Origin of the sequence: Streptococcus cristatus AS 1.3089 (assembly GCF_000385925.1) — a bacterium.
GTDB lineage: Bacteria > Bacillota > Bacilli > Lactobacillales > Streptococcaceae > Streptococcus > Streptococcus cristatus_B.
The window spans coordinates 2,095,324-2,113,789 of record NC_021175.1 but is presented as its reverse complement, the minus strand read 5'-3'; the positions used below and the strand labels follow the sequence as shown (position 1 = coordinate 2,113,789).

The 18,466-nt window shown below is 41.8% G+C and carries 19 protein-coding genes; 16 read left to right on the top strand and 3 right to left on the bottom strand.

The window, feature by feature from the left end; genetic code table 11:
- Nucleotides 1-281: 281 nt before the first annotated feature.
- The 10 genes from I872_RS10495 to rpsD all read left to right on the top strand — a co-directional run bounded on the left by I872_RS10495 (nucleotide 282) and on the right by rpsD (nucleotide 9,391).
- Nucleotides 282-2,267 (top strand): DHH family phosphoesterase, encoded by a 1,986-nt coding sequence (locus tag I872_RS10495; protein ID WP_015606066.1) that lies wholly within the window; start codon nucleotides 282-284, stop codon nucleotides 2,265-2,267.
- A gap of 1 nt (nucleotide 2,268) precedes the next feature.
- Complete coding sequence (rplI, locus tag I872_RS10490; RefSeq protein WP_015606065.1) at nucleotides 2,269-2,721, top strand: 50S ribosomal protein L9; 453 nt, start codon at nucleotides 2,269-2,271, stop codon at nucleotides 2,719-2,721.
- 26 nt (nucleotides 2,722-2,747) lie between these two features.
- Nucleotides 2,748-4,103, top strand: a complete 1,356-nt coding sequence (gene dnaB, locus I872_RS10485) for a replicative DNA helicase (RefSeq protein ID WP_015606064.1) — start codon at nucleotides 2,748-2,750, stop codon at nucleotides 4,101-4,103.
- Nucleotide 4,104: 1 nt separating this feature from the next.
- Nucleotides 4,105-4,383 (top strand): Veg family protein, encoded by a 279-nt coding sequence (locus tag I872_RS10480; RefSeq protein ID WP_015606063.1) that lies wholly within the window; start codon nucleotides 4,105-4,107, stop codon nucleotides 4,381-4,383.
- A gap of 187 nt (nucleotides 4,384-4,570) precedes the next feature.
- Nucleotides 4,571-5,194 (top strand): HAD family hydrolase, encoded by a 624-nt coding sequence (locus I872_RS10475; protein ID WP_041826848.1) that lies wholly within the window; start codon nucleotides 4,571-4,573, stop codon nucleotides 5,192-5,194.
- Between the two features lie 404 nt (nucleotides 5,195-5,598).
- Nucleotides 5,599-5,889, top strand: coding sequence for a thiamine-binding protein (locus tag I872_RS10470; RefSeq protein ID WP_015606061.1), 291 nt, complete (start codon nucleotides 5,599-5,601; stop codon nucleotides 5,887-5,889).
- Nucleotides 5,852-6,604: an ABC transporter permease gene (locus I872_RS10465; RefSeq protein WP_041826847.1), complete on the top strand. Its 753-nt coding sequence runs from the start codon at nucleotides 5,852-5,854 to the stop codon at nucleotides 6,602-6,604. Before I872_RS10470 ends, I872_RS10465 begins: the two co-directional genes overlap by 38 nt.
- Before the next feature lie 42 nt (nucleotides 6,605-6,646).
- Nucleotides 6,647-7,645, top strand: coding sequence for an ABC transporter substrate-binding protein (locus tag I872_RS10460; protein WP_015606059.1), 999 nt, complete (start codon nucleotides 6,647-6,649; stop codon nucleotides 7,643-7,645).
- Nucleotides 7,645-8,367, top strand: a complete 723-nt coding sequence (locus tag I872_RS10455) for an ABC transporter ATP-binding protein (RefSeq protein WP_015606058.1) — start codon at nucleotides 7,645-7,647, stop codon at nucleotides 8,365-8,367. Before I872_RS10460 ends, I872_RS10455 begins: the two co-directional genes overlap by 1 nt.
- A 412-nt stretch (nucleotides 8,368-8,779) precedes the next feature.
- Nucleotides 8,780-9,391 (top strand): 30S ribosomal protein S4, encoded by a 612-nt coding sequence (gene rpsD / locus I872_RS10450; RefSeq protein ID WP_000092756.1) that lies wholly within the window; start codon nucleotides 8,780-8,782, stop codon nucleotides 9,389-9,391.
- A 155-nt stretch (nucleotides 9,392-9,546) separates the two neighbouring features.
- Here rpsD and I872_RS10445 read toward each other — a convergent pair whose 3' ends face one another.
- Both I872_RS10445 and I872_RS10440 read right to left on the bottom strand, forming a co-directional pair.
- The gene (locus I872_RS10445; protein WP_015606057.1) at nucleotides 9,547-10,716 is read right to left on the bottom strand and encodes a tyrosine-type recombinase/integrase; all 1,170 of its coding nucleotides are present in this window, start codon (nucleotides 10,714-10,716) and stop codon (nucleotides 9,547-9,549) included.
- A 173-nt stretch (nucleotides 10,717-10,889) separates the two neighbouring features.
- A complete protein-coding gene (locus I872_RS10440) occupies nucleotides 10,890-11,507 on the bottom strand; it encodes a helix-turn-helix domain-containing protein (protein WP_015606056.1) in 618 nt (205 codons plus the stop codon).
- Nucleotides 11,508-11,650: 143 nt separating this feature from the next.
- Here I872_RS10440 and I872_RS10435 point away from each other — a divergent pair, with 143 nt between their 5' ends.
- From I872_RS10435 to I872_RS10415, 5 genes are all read left to right on the top strand, one after another.
- Nucleotides 11,651-11,863, top strand: a complete 213-nt coding sequence (locus I872_RS10435; protein WP_015606055.1) for a helix-turn-helix transcriptional regulator — start codon at nucleotides 11,651-11,653, stop codon at nucleotides 11,861-11,863.
- Between the two features lie 329 nt (nucleotides 11,864-12,192).
- Nucleotides 12,193-12,567, top strand: coding sequence for a hypothetical protein (locus I872_RS10430; protein ID WP_015606054.1), 375 nt, complete (start codon nucleotides 12,193-12,195; stop codon nucleotides 12,565-12,567).
- 381 nt (nucleotides 12,568-12,948) lie between these two features.
- Complete coding sequence (locus I872_RS10425; RefSeq protein WP_015606053.1) at nucleotides 12,949-13,377, top strand: DUF1492 domain-containing protein; 429 nt, start codon at nucleotides 12,949-12,951, stop codon at nucleotides 13,375-13,377.
- Between the two features lie 87 nt (nucleotides 13,378-13,464).
- On the top strand, nucleotides 13,465-14,151 hold the full coding sequence (locus I872_RS10420) for a DUF3800 domain-containing protein (protein ID WP_015606052.1): 687 nt from the start codon (nucleotides 13,465-13,467) through the stop codon (nucleotides 14,149-14,151).
- Between the two features lie 311 nt (nucleotides 14,152-14,462).
- Nucleotides 14,463-14,678, top strand: a complete 216-nt coding sequence (locus I872_RS10415) for a hypothetical protein (protein ID WP_041826933.1) — start codon at nucleotides 14,463-14,465, stop codon at nucleotides 14,676-14,678.
- A 484-nt stretch (nucleotides 14,679-15,162) separates the two neighbouring features.
- Here the strand turns inward: I872_RS10415 and I872_RS10410 are convergent, their stop codons facing one another.
- Nucleotides 15,163-15,693: a TetR/AcrR family transcriptional regulator gene (locus tag I872_RS10410; protein ID WP_015606050.1), complete on the bottom strand. Its 531-nt coding sequence runs from the start codon at nucleotides 15,691-15,693 to the stop codon at nucleotides 15,163-15,165.
- A 141-nt stretch (nucleotides 15,694-15,834) separates the two neighbouring features.
- On the opposite strand from I872_RS10410, the gene I872_RS10405 reads away from it, so the two are divergent.
- Complete coding sequence (locus I872_RS10405) at nucleotides 15,835-18,234, top strand: YhgE/Pip domain-containing protein (protein WP_015606049.1); 2,400 nt, start codon at nucleotides 15,835-15,837, stop codon at nucleotides 18,232-18,234.
- Nucleotides 18,235-18,466: the final 232 nt, after the last annotated feature.

Below are 18,466 nucleotides of genomic sequence, written 5' to 3'. Positions count from 1 at the left end.
ACGCACTGTCTTAAAAGAGGGTGCGTTTTTGTATGGTTTACACTTTTGTAAACGGTGGTTGACAAAAGAAACTCTTGATATAAAACAAAGTTTACACAAGTTGTCAATTATTGAAATCCTAAAGTTTACAATGTTTACAGGGTCTGAAAGCGATTTACAAGTTCTTATCTGAAAAGAATCCTAGCGACTTGACTCTGTCTTGCTTTACAAGTGTCCAAGGGCAGTGAAAACTCGCTTTTTTTAAGAAAATATGGTAAAATGGCGCAATAAGAGGTTTTTTAATGAAAAAAATTCGTTTTGCCCCAAGCCACTTGGCAATAGCGGGGGTTACTTCCTTTATCATATTAGCTATTTGTTTGCGCCTTTTTGGTGATAGTTTTGCTATGCTGGCTTCTCTTTTCATAGTGCTGGCGCTTTTGGTTGGGCTATTTATTCAGCAGCAGAGAATGTCCGAATTGGACGAGCTTGAGCAGATTCGCTATGTCAATCATCAAGCAGAGAGAAGTTTAGCTTCTTTGTTGGATAAGATGCCAGTTGGTGTGATTAAAATCAATGAAAACAGTGGAGATGTGGACTGGTTCAATCCGTATGCTGAATTGATTTTTACAACGGATGAGGGTGAGCTAGATAGCGATCTCCTGCAGGAAATTATCCACATTGCTGCTTCAAAAGCGGGTAGTTATGCAACAGTGGGAGATAATCAATATTCTGTTTATTTTGATTCAGCTTCTAGCGTCCTGTATTTTTTTGATGCATCAAATGAGTATGAAGCGACAGTTGGACTAGTTACAACGCGGCCAGTTATCGGTATCGTTTCGGTTGATAATTATGACGACTTGGAAGATGCCGTTTCAGACTCGGATATCAGCCATGTCAACAGTTTTGTTGCCAACTTTGTTGCAGAGTTTTCTGATCAATTTCACATGTTTTACCGTCGGGTGGGGATGGATCGCTATTATCTATTTACGGATTATACGGTTTTGGAACAACTGATGGATAGTAAATTTTCGATTATTGATCAATTTCGGACAGAAGCTAAGAATCGAAAACTTCCTCTGACGCTTAGTATGGGCTTTTCTTACGGGGATGGCAAGCATGATGAAATTGGTAAGACAGCGCTCCTCAATCTTAACCTAGCAGAGGTTCGGGGTGGTGACCAAGCGGTTGTCAAAGAGAATGACGAGACCAAGAATCCAGTTTACTTCGGTGGTGGAACGGCTGCATCTGTTAAGCGTACGCGCACGCGTACTAGAGCCATGATGACAGCTATTTCGGATAAAATCAAGAGTGTGGATCAGGTTTTTGTGGTTGGCCACCGCAATCTTGACATGGATGCTTTAGGCTCTGCTGTTGGTATGCAGCTTTTTGCCAGCAATATCATTGAGAAAGCTTATGTTGTGTATGATGACCAACAGATGGGCTCAGACATCTATCGCTCCATTCAAAAATTGACGTCGGAAGGCGCTGATTATCTTTTGTCGATTTCGGAAGCCATGAACCGAGTGACCAGTCGTTCGCTCTTGATAATGGTGGACCACTCGAAGCTAGCTTTAACGCTTTCAAGGGAATTATTTGACCGATTTAGTCAGACGATTGTGGTGGATCATCACCGCCGCGATGAGGATTTCCCTGAAAATGCAGTTATCGCCTATATTGAAAGTGGAGCTAGTAGCGCCAGCGAATTGGTAACGGAGCTGATTCAGTTTCAAAATTCCAAGAAGAATCGCCTGAATAAAATTCAAGCCAGCCTGCTCATGGCTGGAATTATGCTGGATACCAAGAAATTCACTTCCAGAGTGACGAGCCGAACCTTTGATGTAGCCAGTTATTTGCGGGCTCGGGGCAGTGATAGTGTTGTCATTCAGGATATTTCTTCGACGAATTTTGAAGAGTATCGAGCAGTCAATGAGCTGATTTTGACTGGTAAGAAGCTTTTGCCAAATGTGATTGTAGCAGCGGGTCCTGAAAATGCCAGCTATGATACAGTCGTCATTAGTAAGGCGGCTGACACCATGCTTGCTATGTCGGGCATTGAAGCAACATTTGTAGTTAGCAAAAATACTGAGGGTTACGTATCCATTTCAGCTCGTAGTCGCAGCAAGATCAATGTCCAGCGGATTATGGAGAAAATGGGTGGTGGCGGCCACTTTAATCTAGCAGCAGCGCAAGTCAGCGATCAAACGGTTGCTGAAGTCACTCAGCGTCTAAATCAAGAGATTATGGATCAAGTGATGGATAATGAAGAATCACTAGAAAAGGAGAAATAAAATGAAAGTTATTTTTTTAGCAGATGTAAAAGGAAAAGGGAAAAAAGGGGAAATCAAGGAAGTGCCTACTGGCTACGCTCAAAATTTCTTAATCAAGAAAAACTTGGCTAAGGAAGCAACTGCACAAGCTATTGGGGAGTTGAGAGGAAAGCAAAAATCTCAAGAAAAAGCCCACGCAGAAATGGTAGCAGAGGCTCAAGCTATCAAAGCGAAGTTGGAAGAAGAAGCAACGGTTGTTGCGTTTACAGAGAAGGTCGGCCCAGACGGACGGACTTTTGGTTCGATTACTAACAAGAAAATTGCTGATGAACTACAAAAGCAATTTGGCCTAAAAATTGACAAACGGAATATCAAGGTTGATTCTCCCATTCGTTCGATTGGTCTGATTGATGTTCCTGTAAAGATTTACCAAGATGTGACAGGTGTGATTCGCCTGCGGGTTACTGAAGGGTAGAAAGGGAATAAAGGAAGGATTCACCTATGGCAGAGATTGATGAGTTGCGAGCTCAGCCTCAAGATATTTTAGCAGAGCAGTCTGTACTAGGGGCCATTTTCATCGATGAGAGCAAACTGGTCTTTGTCCGTGAATATATTGAGCCTGGAGATTTCTTTAAATATGCTCATCGGCTGATTTTTAAGGCCATGATTGACTTGGCAGACCGTGGGGATGCTATCGATGCGACCACCGTCCGCAATATTTTGGATAGCCAAGGCGACTTGCAGAATATTGGCGGTTTGAGCTATCTGGTGGAGGTCGTTAACTCTGTGCCGACTTCTGCCAATGCAGAGTATTATGCTAAGATCGTCTCTGAAAAAGCAATCTTGCGTCGGCTGATTTCGCGTTTAACGGAATCCATCAACCAAGCCTATGATGGAGAGAGACCATCCGAGGAAATCATTGCGGGTGCGGAAAAGGCCCTGATTGATGTCAGTGAAACGGCCAGCCGTAGCGGTTTTAAAACCATTCAGGACATTCTAAATCTTAACTTCGCTAGTCTGGAAGCTCGTTCTCAGCAAACTACTGATATTACAGGGATTGCGACAGGTTACCGTGAGCTGGATAAGATGACGACTGGCTTGCACGAAGAAGAGTTAATCATCCTAGCTGCTCGTCCTGCGGTCGGAAAGACGGCCTTTGCCCTCAATATCGCCCAGAATATCGGGACTAAGCTGGATAAGACGGTGGCTATCTTCTCCCTAGAAATGGGGGCAGAGAGTCTGGTGGACCGGATGCTGGCCTCAGAAGGAGTGATTAATTCTCACTCTATTCGTACAGGGCAACTGACAGATGAAGAGTGGCAGAAATATACCATTGCGACAGCTAATCTGGCCAATGCTAGTATTTATATTGATGATACGCCAGGGATTCGGATTACAGAGATTCGTTCGCGAGCTCGTAAGTTGTCTCAGGAGACAGGCAATCTTGGCCTGATTTTGATTGACTACCTGCAATTGATTACAGGAACGGGTCGTGAAAACCGCCAGCAGGAAGTTTCAGAAATTTCCCGCCAGCTTAAGATTTTGGCTAAAGAGCTCAAGGTTCCGGTTATTGCGCTGAGTCAGCTCTCGCGTGGCGTGGAGCAGCGGCAGGATAAGCGACCAGTGCTGTCTGATATTCGGGAATCTGGATCTATTGAGCAGGATGCGGATATCGTAGCCTTTCTTTACCGGGATGACTATTATGAGCGGGCCGGTGAGGAAGAGGAAGGCATTCCGAATAATAAGGTCGAAGTCATTATTGAGAAGAACCGGAGCGGAGCGCGTGGAACGGTTGAGCTAATTTTCCAAAAAGAATATAATAAGTTTTCAAGTATTTCTAAAAGAGAGGATGTATAGTATGAGTGATGCATTTACAGATGTGGCAAAAATGAAGAAAATCAAGGAGGACATCAAGGCTCACGAGGGGCAGATGGTGGAAATGACCTTGGAAAATGGCCGTAAGCGCCAAAAAAGCAAACAAGGTCGCTTGATTGAAGTGTATCCTTCTCTATTTATTGTTGAGTATGAAAATGAAGGGGGCCAACCAGGTGAAATTGCTAACACCTATGTGGAGTCCTATACTTACTCAGATATTTTGACAGAGAAAAATTTAATTCGCTATTTTGACCAAGAATAACATGTGATTCCAGAACTTTGTATTGCTTCCTAGAGTTGGGTAAAACCCAACTCTAGGAACAGTTCATTTCTGGGATTTTTCTTAACCTAAACATACTATACTAGAGATAGTCAAGGTCGGTTGGAATGGTTGGCATGAGCTGGAACTTACGAAAGCTTCTATAAAAGGGAAAGTGCTGGTGAAGGAAATGATAAAAAACTTGGTTTTTGACTTAGGAAATGTCTTGATTGAATGGAATTCTGAGAAAATCTTGACCTCTTTTGAACCTGAGAAAGAGCGACGACAGCTTCTTAGACAGGTCATTTTTGAGTCGGGTGTCTGGCATCAAACAGACAAGGGAGAGTTGAGTTTGAAAGAAGCCTGTGACGAAGTGCTGGTTCAGCTGGATGATTCGTATCATTCTGCCGTTCAGAATATCTTCTACAATTGGTATGAGGTTGTGGAGGTTTACAGTGGTTTACAGGAGCAGATTCGGCTGTGGGCTGAGCAAGGCTATCGCATTTACATCCTGTCAACTACTTGTGAGATTTTTTACCGTATTGAAAAAGCTGGTTTGCTACCCATCTATCCACTGCTGTCGGGCTATATTCTCTCCTCAGAAGTCGGGGTTGTCAAGCCAGAGCCTGAGATTTATCAAAAACTGCTGAAAAAATACGGGATTGAGCCGACAGAGTCCGTTTTCATTGACGACATTCAGGCAAACTTGGATACGGCAGCTGAATTGGGATTTGAAACCATCTTAGCTGAAAGAGAGAGTGATAACATTCTAGCTATGCAGGACTTGCTGCAAGAAAAAGGCGCATATAGATAGCTGATTAACTGCTAAAAGGTCTGGCAAGCTTAGGACTATACAAACCAAAATCTTGACTTTTTTAGAGAGTTAGGCTATCATAAAAGCATATATGGGAGTCTGTGTACAGTCTGAGAGGAAGTGTAAGCTTCGACCGCACCTGATCTGGGTAATGCCAGCGTAGGGAATTGTATTTGTAAAGACCTTGTGGTTTTGCTAAAATGGAGAGTCATTCGCCAAGTTAGTTTACTGATGCATGCAACACCTTTTCCATATTGGAGAAGGTGTTTTTGTATGGAAAGCAAAGTGTTTATAGAGGGAGCTCGCTGTCTTTTTGTTTAAATGCCAAGTTATTTTCTTGTGACTTTTAATCCGATCTGCATACAATATTCTCAGATGAAGCATGAAAGTAAGGAGGTGAAGAGATGAAAGCCAGTATCGCTTTACAGATTCTTCCTTTGTCACATGATGTGAATCGTTTGGCAGTCATAGAGGAAGTGATTGAGTTTTTGCAAAAACAGCCAGTGAAGATGGTCGTGACGCCTTTTGAGACCGTTCTAGAAGGGGAATGGGAGACCTTATTTCCTATTCTGCAGCAGGCGATTGAGCTTGCAGGCACTCAGGCAGACAATGTTTTTGCGAATGTGAAAATAAACTATGGAAAGATTTTAAGTATTGATGAAAAACTTGAAAAATATCCTGCGGCAGCAAATTAGCCTTTTGGGTATGCTGGGAATCCTTGTCATCTGGCAGGTTATGGGCTGGCTCAAGCTCTTGCCCAAGTTTATCCTGCCGACACCTCTGGAAATCGGTCAGGCCTTTATCAGAGATGCTGGATTTCTAGCAAGTCATAGCTGGGCGACCTTAAAAGTAGCCTTGCTGGGTTTAGTCTTGGGTGTCGTCTTGGCCTGTATATTAGCCGTGCTCATGGATAGCATGAGTTGGCTCAATGATTTGATTTACCCCATGATGGTCGTGGTACAGACGATTCCGACCATTGCTTTGGCGCCAATTCTGGTTCTCTGGCTGGGTTATGGGATTTTGCCCAAGATTGTGCTCATTATTCTGACGACGACTTTTCCAATTATCGTCAGTATTCTGGATGGTTTTCGACATTGTGATAGAGATACTCTGACTCTCTTTGAACTTATGCAGGCCAATCGCTGGCAGATTCTCTGGCATTTTAAGATTCCAGCTAGTCTGCCCTATTTCTATGCGGGCTTGCGCGTCAGTGTTTCCTATGCCTTTATCACAACTGTGGTTTCCGAATGGCTGGGCGGTTTCGAAGGCTTGGGTGTTTACATGATTCAGTCCAAGAAGCTTTTCCAGTACGATACTATGTTTGCTATCATCATATTGGTTTCGGTCATTAGTCTTCTGGGGATGAAGTTGGTGGCTGTCAGTGAAAAATATGTCATTAAGTGGAAATAGGAGTTCAGCTCTGCTATTTCCAAAAAAGAAAAGAGGATTATAATGAAAAAAACTTATAAAATGTTGCTGGCAGGTTTGGCTGCCGTGTCTATCTTTGGCCTAGCGGCTTGTGGTAAGTCAGGCTCAGAGTCTGCTAGTAAGGATAAAAAGATTGATTTTATCCTAGACTGGTCACCTAACACCAACCATACCGGCCTTTATGTGGCTCAGGAAAAGGGCTACTTCAAGGAAGCAGGCGTGGATGTAGATATCAAATTACCGCCTGAAGATAGTAGCTCGGATCTGATTATCAATGGCAAGGCGCCTTTTGGCATTTATTTTCAGGACTCCATGGCTAAAAAACTGGATAAGGGTGCAGAAATCACAGCTGTCGCAGCCATTGTAGAGCATAATACTTCGGGCATTATTTCTAAGAAGTCTGCAGGGATTACAGGACCTAAGGATCTGGCTGGCAAGAAATATGGTACCTGGAATGACCCTGTGGAGCTGGGCATGCTCAAAACCTTGGTTGAAAGCCAAGGCGGCCAGTTTGATGAGGTAGAAAAGGTTCCCAACAACGATTCCAACTCAATTACGCCGATTGAAAATGGCTTGTTTGATGCGGCATGGATTTACCATGGCTGGGACGGCATCATGGCACAGTCTCAGGGCATGGACACTAATTTCTTTTATATGAAGGACTATGTCAAGGAGTTTGACTACTATTCTCCAGTCATTATTGCCAATAATGACTATCTCAAGAAGAATCCGGACGAGGCGAAAAAGGTCCTGCAGGCTATCAAGAAGGGCTATCAATATGCCATGGAGCACCCTGAAGAAGCAGCGGATATGTTAATCAAGCATGCGCCAGAGCTAAAAAGCAAGCGTGACTTTGTCTTGGCTTCCCAAAAATATTTGTCCGAGCAATATGCATCGGATAAGGACAAGTGGGGTCAGTTTGAGGCTAGCCGCTGGAATGCCTTTTACAAATGGACCAAGGACAATGGCATCGTGAACAATGACTTGAGTGACAAGGGATTCAGCAACGATTATATAAAATAATGACAGAAATTAAACTTGAAAATGTAAGCTATGCTTATGATGAGCAGCAGATTTTGAAGGATATCATCCTAGAGGTAGAAGCAGGCCAGGTCGTAGCGATTTTGGGGCCTAGTGGCGTCGGGAAAACGACCCTCTTTAATCTGATAGCTGGGATTTTGGAGGTCCAGTCGGGCAGGATTGTCCTAGATGGTCAGGAAAATCCCAAGGGCCGCGTGAGCTACATGCTACAGAAGGACTTGCTGCTGGAGCACAAGACGGTGCTGGGCAATGTCATCTTGCCCCTGCTGATCCGCAAGGTATCAAAAAAAGAAGCGATGGAGCAGGCGACTCAGATTTTGAAGGAGTTCGGGCTCTTTGATGTGGCAGACAAGTATCCACATGAGTTGAGCGGGGGGATGCGGCAGCGCGTGGCTCTGCTGCGGACCTATATGTTCGGTCACAAGCTATTTCTTCTAGACGAGGCCTTTAGTGCTTTGGATGAGCTGACCAAGATGGAGCTACACGCTTGGTATCTGGATATTCACCGTAGGCTGGGTCTGACGACTCTCCTTATCACTCATAGCATCGAGGAGGCTCTGGTTCTTAGTGACCGCATCTATATTCTGAAAAATCGGCCTGGGCAAATTGTTGCAGATCTCCAATTGACCTGGTCAGACAGCGAGGATAAAGAACTGCAGAAGCTGCGATACAAGCAGGAGATTTTGAAACTTTTAGGTTTGTGAGTTTCCTTGTTTTCTAAAAATGACTTTAGAGAGTGGGACAGAAATCGGTAATTCGTTAGAATTCGATTTCGTCATCCCACCTCCGCGCAGTTGAGTAGGGCTGTAAAAGCTGATGAAATCAGCGTAATAGAGCCCACTCAACCACTGCGTCTTGCTCGACAATCCAAAAACATTGAGAGGCTAGGACTTTTGTCCCAGTCCCTTTTTTTGTTTACTTTCCCCCTTTTACTTTTTCTTTTGTTCATGGTACAATAGCCTTTGTGTGAAATAGCAGCAGGAAAGCATGAAGCTCGTCAACAGGTGTCTTATAACAAGTAACCTTGGCTGTTTAGGCGAAGGGCATCTGCACGAATCAGGGCTTTCTAAGTGACTATTTCCACCGAAATATTTTTATTTTTAGGAGGACATACATATGTCACGTTATACAGGACCATCTTGGAAACAAGCTCGTCGCCTTGGCCTTTCACTTACAGGTACAGGTAAAGAATTGGCACGTCGTAACTACGTACCAGGACAACACGGACCAAACAACCGTTCTAAATTGTCAGAATACGGTTTGCAATTGGCTGAAAAACAAAAACTTCGTTTCACTTACGGTGTAGGTGAAAAACAATTCCGTAACTTGTTCGTACAAGCTACAAAAATCAAAGGCGGAATCCTTGGTTTCAACTTCATGCTTCTTTTGGAACGTCGTTTGGACAACGTTGTTTACCGTCTTGGTCTTGCGACTACTCGTCGTCAAGCTCGTCAATTCGTAAACCACGGTCACATCCTTGTTGACGGAAAACGCGTTGATATCCCATCATACCGCGTAACTCCAGGTCAAGTGATCTCAGTTCGTGAAAAATCATTGAAAGTTCCTGCAATCCTTGAAGCTGTTGAAGCAACTCTTGGACGTCCAGCATTCGTATCATTCGACGCTGAAAAATTGGAAGGTTCATTGACTCGCTTGCCAGAACGCGACGAAATCAACCCAGAAATCAACGAAGCACTTGTCGTTGAATTCTACAACAAAATGTTGTAATATTTTATTAAACAAGATAGGCTTTGGAGCCTTGATATTAAGCACTTTAGGCCTCTATCCTAGAGTGCTTTTTTTGATTTTACTACCCTTTTAGTTACCCATAACTGATTTTAGGTATAGTAATAGGGTAGCTCCAAATGGGGCACCCTTATTATTTATAGTTTGCTGATAGCTGCCTCAAAGATTGAGACGGCTTTTTTAGCCCCTTCTTTAGTGGCGTGTACGTATGTATTTAAAGTCATAGAGATATTAGAGTGACCTAGTCTATATTGCAAGTCTTTAGCCTCTATACCAGCGTAGAGCATGATAGTAGCGTGAGTATGGCGGAAACCATGGAAACTAATATCAGGCACACCAGCAGCCTTAAAATGTTTTTGTAGTCTTTTTCTGAGTAGGCAAGCATAGGCGTATTTTGTGATAAATGGGGTAAAGACAATATCCTCAGATCGTCCTAATTGCCATGATTGGATTTGTTGACGGTTCTTGTATTGTTTGAGTAGCAAAACAGTAGCTTTATCAATATCAATATTTCTTAGGCCAGCTTTTGATTTAGGTGTATTTGTTTCCTGGTATCTATTTAAAGTCTTAGATACGCTGACAGTACCGTTTTCTAGGTCAATATCAGACCATTCAAGAGCTAAAGTCTCACCAATACGGCAACCAGTAGCAAGTAAGGTCTTATAGAGCACGTAGTCAAAGAAATTCTCATAGCTGGAGAGGTCTAAGCTGTCGAGGTCGAGGTAATTCAGGAATTGTTTTAGTTCCTGGTTGCTGAAAAACTTGACCTTATTTTCTTTGTTTCGCTGTTTACGTGGAATAATAACATCACGCGCAGGGTTATGCTGGATCACTTGCATAGTCACGCCATATTGGAGAATACGGCGGTTTATATTGTTTAGAAAGCTATAGTTTGCATACGCCCCTTTTTCGCCCTTATTGGCCTTGTCAGCCCACTTGTTGACTTGCTGCTGAATAATAGGAGTAGTGAGCTTGTCTAGCTTGTAATCACCGAATACAGGCAAAATATGAAGCCTTACGATCCCCTCCATGGATTGCTGGGAGTTTGGCTTGATTGTATTCTTGTAACTCTCCCACCATAAAGCGACCAGCTCCCTATAGGTTGTGATGGTCGGTTTTTCCTTTACGCTATATCCATTAGCTGCAAAAGCATTGACTGCCTCCCTGGCTTTGATTTTAACGCCCTTTTTAGTGTTGGCCGTGACTGTTGTCCTCGCCTTTTTCCCTGTAAGTTTATCAACGCCTAAATAAACACTTGCACGGTATACTGTAGCACCGCTTTTCTTTTTGTATTCTGTAATATTCATAGTCATACCTTTCTAACATCAGTAAGCAAGTATGGGATTTAGTTAAGTATTTATGAATATTGTTTTTATATGGCGCTGAGAGTTACGAGAATAGGCCTATTTTCGTTTGTTTTAGGTGTAATGATAAATTTATATTACTAATCTATAAAATCGCTTAGAGAGCATTTTAGGGGTTATTTGATGTCTTGTTTTTCTTTCAAATTAGCTAAAATATCAGAAGCCCATTCACCAGTTTCAAGGTATTTTTTAATTTTAGATGCATAACTTTTTAAAAATGCTATCTGCATTTCTAAATCTATTAATTCTGTCCCAGTAGCACCTTCCAAATAAGTTGATAACCCCTCAGCTGTTTGTTCAAAATAATCTTGCAAGTCTTCAAGACTTTCCAAAGGCTTAGATGTATCTTTTTGGAACAAATAGATATTAACTATATCTTCTATACCAAAATTTAAGAAGAAAGCCTTGTCAACAACTGTTTGAGCTCTTTGTAAGGCTGTTTTATCAATAGGGGCACCATTAAAAATTTTTTTAAAAAGTTCTTCTACAGCTTCCCAGTTATAATGACTCCTTCCTAGTTCACCGTGTAACAGTTGGCTAACAGTCATATCGCCAACTTTAGCAATCGTTTTTAGACGTTCAGGATTTGGTGAAGAGATACCACTTTCCCACCTAGAGACAATGCTTTTGGACGTTCCGAAAAGTTTTCCAAATTCCTCTAAAGTCATTCCTTTATCTAAACGAATAGCTTTGATACGCTGCCCAAGGATTTTTTTATCAACTTCTTGTGTCATAAGTTTAAGTCCTTTCGTATCAAATTATACCACTTTCTTGTAGATTTAACAAAATAAAGTTACGAAAAGTTACACTTATTTGTTGACAATTTATCCGACAAAGAGTAAAATGGTTACGAAAAGTGACGAAGGGAGGTGAAAAGATGTCATCGATAAACAAAGTAAAAGGTTATCGTAATATGCTAGATTTAAGCCAAAAAGAAATGGCTAATAAGTTGGGGATCTCTATCAACGCATACCGTAACAAGGAGAATGGCAAGGTTGAATTCCGAGATAATGAAAAAATTGTTATTAAAGAAATGATACTTCCATTATTTCCTCAAGTGACCCTAGAAGAAATATTTTTTCACAAATAAAGTTACGAAAAGTTACTTAAAACAAAAAGCCTTAACCGACGACCAAATCAGCAAGGCTTTTCACTTAAACAACTAAAACCACAAATAGCAAGTATGGGATTTAGTTAGGTATTTATTTAATTATATCACAAAATAGTGATTTGTGCCCAAACGAGAGAGCGCTAACTCTTTAAACTGGTACTTTCTCACGCTTTCAGATATTGGCGACCGAGAGCGTGAGGCAGTGAGCAATTGCAAGAAAGACATTAAAAAGCTGGTGGAACCTTTCCCAAATTTGGGAGAAAGTCCTGGAGCAACTGTAGAAAATAAAATATGATCGAGGAAAAAACATGAACACATACTTTGAAGAATTTGAAAAAGGGTTACAACTTGTTGAGGAAAAACTAGATATTCTATCAGAGTGGCATATAGCTAAAAATCATGATGGAGCGACAGAGATTGCTGAAGATTGTAGATCAACTATTAGTCAGCTATGGACTCAGTTTTACAAATTATCTGAGGCGTATAGAAAACAAGAGGCAAGTCATGAGGATTTCTTTAATAGGAATGTTGAGAATTTGCTTGGAGAATTAAAAAGATATGACGAAGAATGTACAGAAAGACATGGAAAAGCTCCTGACTGGTTGCTATTCAATTTCTTGGACCAAGTAATAAAAGAAAATGATTTAAGTAACGGGATCAATCATAAGGTTTTGGTAAGGTAGTGGCAAAAAATATGCCTGACAAATGGCAGGATTATGTGTGTTGAACTCCGAGCGAACGCCGAGAAAATAGCTCTTGAACAGAGAAGATTATATAGCTTGAACCTCGAGCAAACCTCGAGAAAGTGGGATATATCCCCCTATCATTTATCAAGCAGATAAGAAGAATAATAACCCTCCTTAACTCCCTGAGAAACGACAAGCAGATAAGGAAAGAAATAACTTACCTTAATTGCCTATCAAACCATAAGGAGATACGGGGGGCTATCCCTTACCTACGAACTTGAAGCTAGAGCGAAGCCCGAGAAAATGCAAAAAAAGCCAAGGCGCTCCGCCCCAGCTAAAATCACAACAATATTATTATATCATAGAGGAGGCCAAGGCATGACACCAGAGCAGGTAAAAGAAAAACTAGAGGGCGTTAAGTGGATCAATAAAGAAATAGAGGGCTTATATTTAGAGCTTGCAGCTTTAGAAAGTGGTATTATCAAAAAGCAAGAACTGAGCACTACCAGAGTACAAACAAGTCGGGTAAATACGGCCGAGAATAACCTTATAAGTGTTCTAAAACTAAAAGAGGACACTTTACAGAGAATTGAGCGACTTACTGAAGAGAGAATGGAAATATCTAGGCTGATCGATAAGCTGGCCAATCCGCTTGAGCGTTCTGTTCTCAGGTTGTTCTACTTGAATGTTCTCGACGCTTGGCAGGTTGCTGAGGAAATAGGTGTATCTACAGCCTCGGTATATCGAGTAAGGCAAAAAGCCATAGAACACTTAGTGGATAAGACGGAGATAAAAGGGCTATTTTGAAATCAAAGTTAAGGAGATACTATAAAAGCTATGAATTAAGATATTGTTGTGGTATAATTCTAGCTAGTAACTAATGAGGAAGAACAGTTGAAAAAAATTTCAATTTTTATAGATGACTCAGGGGTCTTTCACTCAAATCATAACTACTTTGTGTACGCAGGTTTTTGCTTTATTTCTGACGAGGACAAAATATCTGCTAAAAAACGCTATCGCTCCCTTAATACAAAAATAAAAAAAGCTAAAGCTATAGAGGGAGAACTCAAAGCGGCGAATATTGAAAGAAAGCACAAAAATGCCCTCTTTAAGGTTCTTAAAGATGAGATTAGTTTTTCTGTGTCGGTTAATTTACCAAACGTTCACGCAAGTGTCATGGGAGATAAAAAATCACGTCAGCGATTTAAAGATTATGCCTTAAAGAGGGTGGTAAAAAATCTGTTCAAAAAGCTAATAGAGCAAGGCTTGATTAACAAGAATGATGATATTGAGCTTTTTGTGAATATTGATCAGCAAGGCTTTGCTACGAATGGTTTATATGGTTTGGGCGAGGGGATCCTGGAGGAGTTGAAGCATGGGATCACAAACTTTAACTACGGAAAGTTTTATCCTCCTATTTTAGAAGGTGATTTTGTTGTCCATACTAAATCATGTGTTTCTGAGAATGACTATTTAATACAGGCTGCAGATATTTTAGCCAATAGAATATGGAACTCATATGAAAAGCAGGTCAGTGAGTTACGAGACATACCGAATCATACTTTTTTAAATTTACCGTAGTTTTTACTTGCCAAAAGCGCGCGCGTGGTATAGAATAGAACTACAGGTATAAGTACACTGTTTAAACATCTGGATTGTGATTAAAGCAATTAAGCGTATGTTAAGTACGTCGCACTCAGATGGGAAAGCGCCATTAGGCGCTTTTTTTGTAACATTTTGATATAATATTACTGAGGAAATGAAGTAGAAAAATATCGGACGCACACGCACCCGAAAGGGTATCTGAGAGGTGGGGAATGTCCGTCCCGCCATTTCCTATTGAGGCTATAAGCCTCTTTTTTAGAATTTTAGCAAGTGATAGAGGGATGAAAATGAGAAAACAACTTTGGAACTACTTACACTTAAGGGTTCGGGTAGTAAATAGTGATGGTAAAATCATAAATGGACTTGTCACAGATTTTATTGACGAAATGGACAATGATGAGCAAGATGAAATCACTATCCTCATTGACAATCCTAGCCCTGATGAACCAACTGAGATTTCTCTCTTTGAGAGTGAAATTATCTCAATTAAAGCAATCTCATAGCGCTTAGAACAATCTAGGCCTTAGACAGAAAAGTAAAATAAAAAGCACCTTTGACAGGTGCAATTTACTTGCTTACTGAACTCATCAATTTAAGTCCCCTTTTTGTTACCCTTTATGTTTTCTCAGCTTATTTAAATTTAATAGTTTTTGAGAAAATCAAGTTAGATTTAGAGCAGGCTTAGGCCTACTTTTCTCTATCTAAATCTAGCAAGATAACAAAATGCTTTAATTTCTATTGGAAATTTATTCAGAAGCCGTTTTCGGTTTCTTTTTTATCCGATTAAGAAAAAGGAGGCTGGGACATCTTGTCCCAGCCTCTCGATTGTCTTTGGATTGTCGAGCAAGACGCAGTGGTTGAGTGGGCTCTACTAGGCTGATTTCATCAGCTTTTACAGCCCTACTCAACTGTGCGGAGGTGGGACAACGAAATCGAATTCTAACGAATTACCGATTTCTGTCCCACTCTCTCTTTAGTTGTTAAATTTTATAGCATCTTTAAAAGGAGATCAGCCATTTGTTCAGGGCTTTCTTTACTGCCTCGGGAGATCCACATTTGGTAGACGCCAAAGAAAGCATTAACGAGGTAGACGATGCCGTATTCCTTTTCGATTTGATTGAAAGCTTTGTTTCGAAACCGTTCTTGTAGGATTTGGGAAAGCAAGGATTGGAGCTTATGGCGGAGGAAATTTTGGATCTCTCTAGTGCCGTTTTCCGTCAAGAGGGCAGCCAGAAGGGGCTCTTGGGTCAAGAACTGAAAGACCTCTGTGATAGCGACTGCAACATCTTCACGATTGTGCTCAAAGATGTATTCTAGTTGATGAAAGAGCCCTTGCTGATAGCGCTCAATCATATCATATTTATCCTTGTAGTGGGTATAAAAGCTACTGCGACTGATGCCAGCAGCTCGGGCCAATTCGACTGTTGTGATGTGGTCAAAAGACTCCTTCTGCAATAATTCAACCATGGCCTTCTCAATGATGGCCTTGGTTTTTTTACGTTTATTACTTTCTGTCATTTTAATCTTTCCTTTATGATTGAATTGCACAAAATTAGACAAGATGTACAAAAACAGAATTTTCTGCTTGCCTTAATTTTTTTATTGTGTATAATCTATTATATCAAATTTTTAGACAAGGTGTATAAAAAAGGAGAAAAGATGTTTAAAGAATGGAAAGCTATCTTCAAAAAACCGAAGATTATAGTGGTCATGCTGGGAGTTGCCTTGATTCCAGCCTTGTATAATGTGATTTTTTTGAGTTCCATGTGGGATCCGTATGGCAAACTTTCTGATTTGCCAGTAGCGGTGGTCAATCAGGATCAAAAAGCGAGCCTATATGGACAAGACCTGTCCATTGGTTCAGACATGATCCAAGATATGAAGAAAAATGCAGCATTGGATTTTCATTTTGTGGATGCGGATCAGGCAGAGAAGGGACTGGAAAAGGGCGACTATTATATGGTTGTGACTCTTCCCAAGGATCTGTCAGCCAATGCGGCTAGTATCTTGAACAATCAGCCTAAGCAGGTCACGATTAATTATCAAACATCCAGTGGCCATAGTTTTATCGCTAGTAAAATGAGCGATTCTGCCATGACTTCGATGAAGCAGTCGGTCAGTCAGAAGATCACGAACAGCTATGTGACAAGCATTTTTGCGAGTATGGACAAGCTAAAAGGTGGACTTGGAACAGCCGCGGATGGCACAGCTAAATTGGCTGAAGGCAGTCAGAAATTAGCAAACGGCAGCCAAAAACTGTCTACTAACTTGGAAAGTCTAGCTCAGTCCAGCCTAACCTTCTCAGATGGAGCCACAGCGCTGTCAACTGGTCTGGTAGCATACACAAATGGAGTGGCTCAGATCAATGCCGGCTTGCCGACTTTTACTAGCAAGATGACAGAATATACAGATGGAGTTGGGCAGCTTTCAGCTGGTGCCAGTCAGTTAACCGCTCAGTCACAAACATTACTGAATGGAACCAACCAACTGACAGGCAATTCACAGGAATTAGTCGCTGGTGTGGAGCGTCTAAATAGTGGTTTGTCAGAACTGCAATCGTCCGTTAATAGCAGTGTTACTGCTAATCAAGAAAAGGTTGCTCAGTTGACGACAGGTCTAGATCAGCTCAATACAGCTATTCAGAATGCCACATCGGGAACGAGCTTGCCAACGGAAACAATTGCGGCTTCTCTCACGACTATTGCGACCAATGCCCAGTCTTTGGCAAGTAGTGCGCAAAGTGATCGGGCGGCAGCCGTGGCCGCTTTAGAAGGCACAGCTGCTTACCAGAAACTCTCTGCCAGTGAGCAAGAAGAACTAAAAGCAGCTCTAGCAGGTGGCACGGATTCTAGCAGCAGTGCGGCGGCAGCCATTGTACAGGAAGTCCAAGCTATCCAAACAAATCTCCAAGGTTTGCAAACAGCTAGCAGTCAGGCAAGTCAGCTGTCGGCAGCAGCCAATCAAGTCCTGCCAGGTGCTTCAGCTATGATTAATGGTCTCTACGGTGGTCTAGGTCAGGTAAATGAAGCTCTGTCCTCTGCCAGCACTGGTTCAGCGACCCTTTCTCAAGGCATTACGGCTTATACAGGTGGCCTTTCTCAAGTAGCTCAGGGAGTAGCAGCTTATACTGCAGGGGTTGATCAGCTTTCTCAAGGAGCGGCTAATCTAGCGAGCCATAATGACCAAGTGACTTCAGGAATCGGTCAAATCAGCTCAGGCCTCTCTCAATTAAATGATAAATCCTCAACTTTGGTCACAGGGATGCAAACATTATCTACGGGTGCCACTCAAATGGCGGATGGTTCTCAGCAGTTAGCGACTGGTGGTCTCACTTTAACTAGTGGGCTGGGAGATTTATCAATCGGTGCTCAGACTCTAAATACAGGGTTGACGGATGCCAAGGGTCAATTGTCCGATCTTTCAGTGACAGAGGACAATGCAGCTGCCTTGGCTGGTCCTGTCGAGCTGAAAAAGATAGATAAAGATCAAGTTGGTAAAAATGGTGTTGGTATGGCTCCCTACATGATTTCTGTTGCTCTTTTTGTAGCAGCGATTTCGACCAATGTTATTTTCGGCACGCTCCCTTCTGGCCAAGTTCCAGCTTCTCGCAAAGCTTGGCTCAAGGCTCGTCTGGAGGTCAATGGCTTGATTTCTGTTTTAGCTGGTATCTTAGTTTATGGAGCGGTTCATTTGATTGGTCTTGAGGCCAACTATGAATGGACGACGCTGGCCTTGACTGTTTTAGCCAGCATGGCCTTTATGGCGGTTGTGACGACTCTGGTCACTTGGGATAGTAAGGTCGGGGCCTTTATCTCCTTAATCCTCTTACTCTTGCAGTTGGCTTCCAGCGCTGGTACTTATCCGCTGCCCCTAACGGCAGAAATCTTCCAAAAGCTCAATCCAATCTTACCGATGAGCTATGCGGTGTCAGGACTGCGGGAAACGATCTCAATGAATGGACAAATCGGTGGTCAACTGGCCTTCCTGACCGCAACTTTACTGCTTTTCATGGTTTTAGGTACAATAGCTTATCGCCCTGATAAGAAGAAAATCATTTAAGATAGAGAAGAGTGCAGACTATTTTCTCTTCGAAAGGAATAACTTGGTTTTGTGAACAGAACCAAGTTTTTTTGTTTCACGTGAAACAGCAGAGAATTTTATTGTATAGATGTTCTCCACAAGTCTATTTTATTCGGTATGAAAATATGAATGTTTTGTTTTCTTTAAGTTTTCTTTAGCCTTCCTTTAAGTTTTCATCCGTAAAATGGCTCTAGTTACAAGAAAGACAAGG

Bases quoted from the DNA above. Each gene is read 5' to 3' on its own strand.
- rpsD (WP_000092756.1), top strand. From the start codon at position 8,780: ATGTCACGTTATACAGGACCATCTTGGAAACAAGCTCGTCGCCTTGGC.
- I872_RS10470 (WP_015606061.1), top strand. From the start codon at position 5,599: ATGAAAGCCAGTATCGCTTTACAGATTCTTCCTTTGTCACATGATGTG.
- I872_RS10465 (WP_041826847.1), top strand. From the start codon at position 5,852: ATGAAAAACTTGAAAAATATCCTGCGGCAGCAAATTAGCCTTTTGGGT.
- I872_RS10445 (WP_015606057.1), bottom strand. From the start codon at position 10,716: ATGAATATTACAGAATACAAAAAGAAAAGCGGTGCTACAGTATACCGT.
- I872_RS10435 (WP_015606055.1), top strand. From the start codon at position 11,651: ATGTCATCGATAAACAAAGTAAAAGGTTATCGTAATATGCTAGATTTA.
- I872_RS10405 (WP_015606049.1), top strand. From the start codon at position 15,835: ATGTTTAAAGAATGGAAAGCTATCTTCAAAAAACCGAAGATTATAGTG.
- I872_RS10455 (WP_015606058.1), top strand. From the start codon at position 7,645: ATGACAGAAATTAAACTTGAAAATGTAAGCTATGCTTATGATGAGCAG.
- I872_RS10440 (WP_015606056.1), bottom strand. From the start codon at position 11,507: ATGACACAAGAAGTTGATAAAAAAATCCTTGGGCAGCGTATCAAAGCT.
- I872_RS10415 (WP_041826933.1), top strand. From the start codon at position 14,463: ATGAGAAAACAACTTTGGAACTACTTACACTTAAGGGTTCGGGTAGTA.
- I872_RS10475 (WP_041826848.1), top strand. From the start codon at position 4,571: ATGATAAAAAACTTGGTTTTTGACTTAGGAAATGTCTTGATTGAATGG.
- rplI (WP_015606065.1), top strand. From the start codon at position 2,269: ATGAAAGTTATTTTTTTAGCAGATGTAAAAGGAAAAGGGAAAAAAGGG.
- I872_RS10480 (WP_015606063.1), top strand. From the start codon at position 4,105: ATGAGTGATGCATTTACAGATGTGGCAAAAATGAAGAAAATCAAGGAG.
- I872_RS10425 (WP_015606053.1), top strand. From the start codon at position 12,949: ATGACACCAGAGCAGGTAAAAGAAAAACTAGAGGGCGTTAAGTGGATC.
- I872_RS10495 (WP_015606066.1), top strand. From the start codon at position 282: ATGAAAAAAATTCGTTTTGCCCCAAGCCACTTGGCAATAGCGGGGGTT.
- dnaB (WP_015606064.1), top strand. From the start codon at position 2,748: ATGGCAGAGATTGATGAGTTGCGAGCTCAGCCTCAAGATATTTTAGCA.
- I872_RS10430 (WP_015606054.1), top strand. From the start codon at position 12,193: ATGAACACATACTTTGAAGAATTTGAAAAAGGGTTACAACTTGTTGAG.
- I872_RS10410 (WP_015606050.1), bottom strand. From the start codon at position 15,693: ATGACAGAAAGTAATAAACGTAAAAAAACCAAGGCCATCATTGAGAAG.
- I872_RS10460 (WP_015606059.1), top strand. From the start codon at position 6,647: ATGAAAAAAACTTATAAAATGTTGCTGGCAGGTTTGGCTGCCGTGTCT.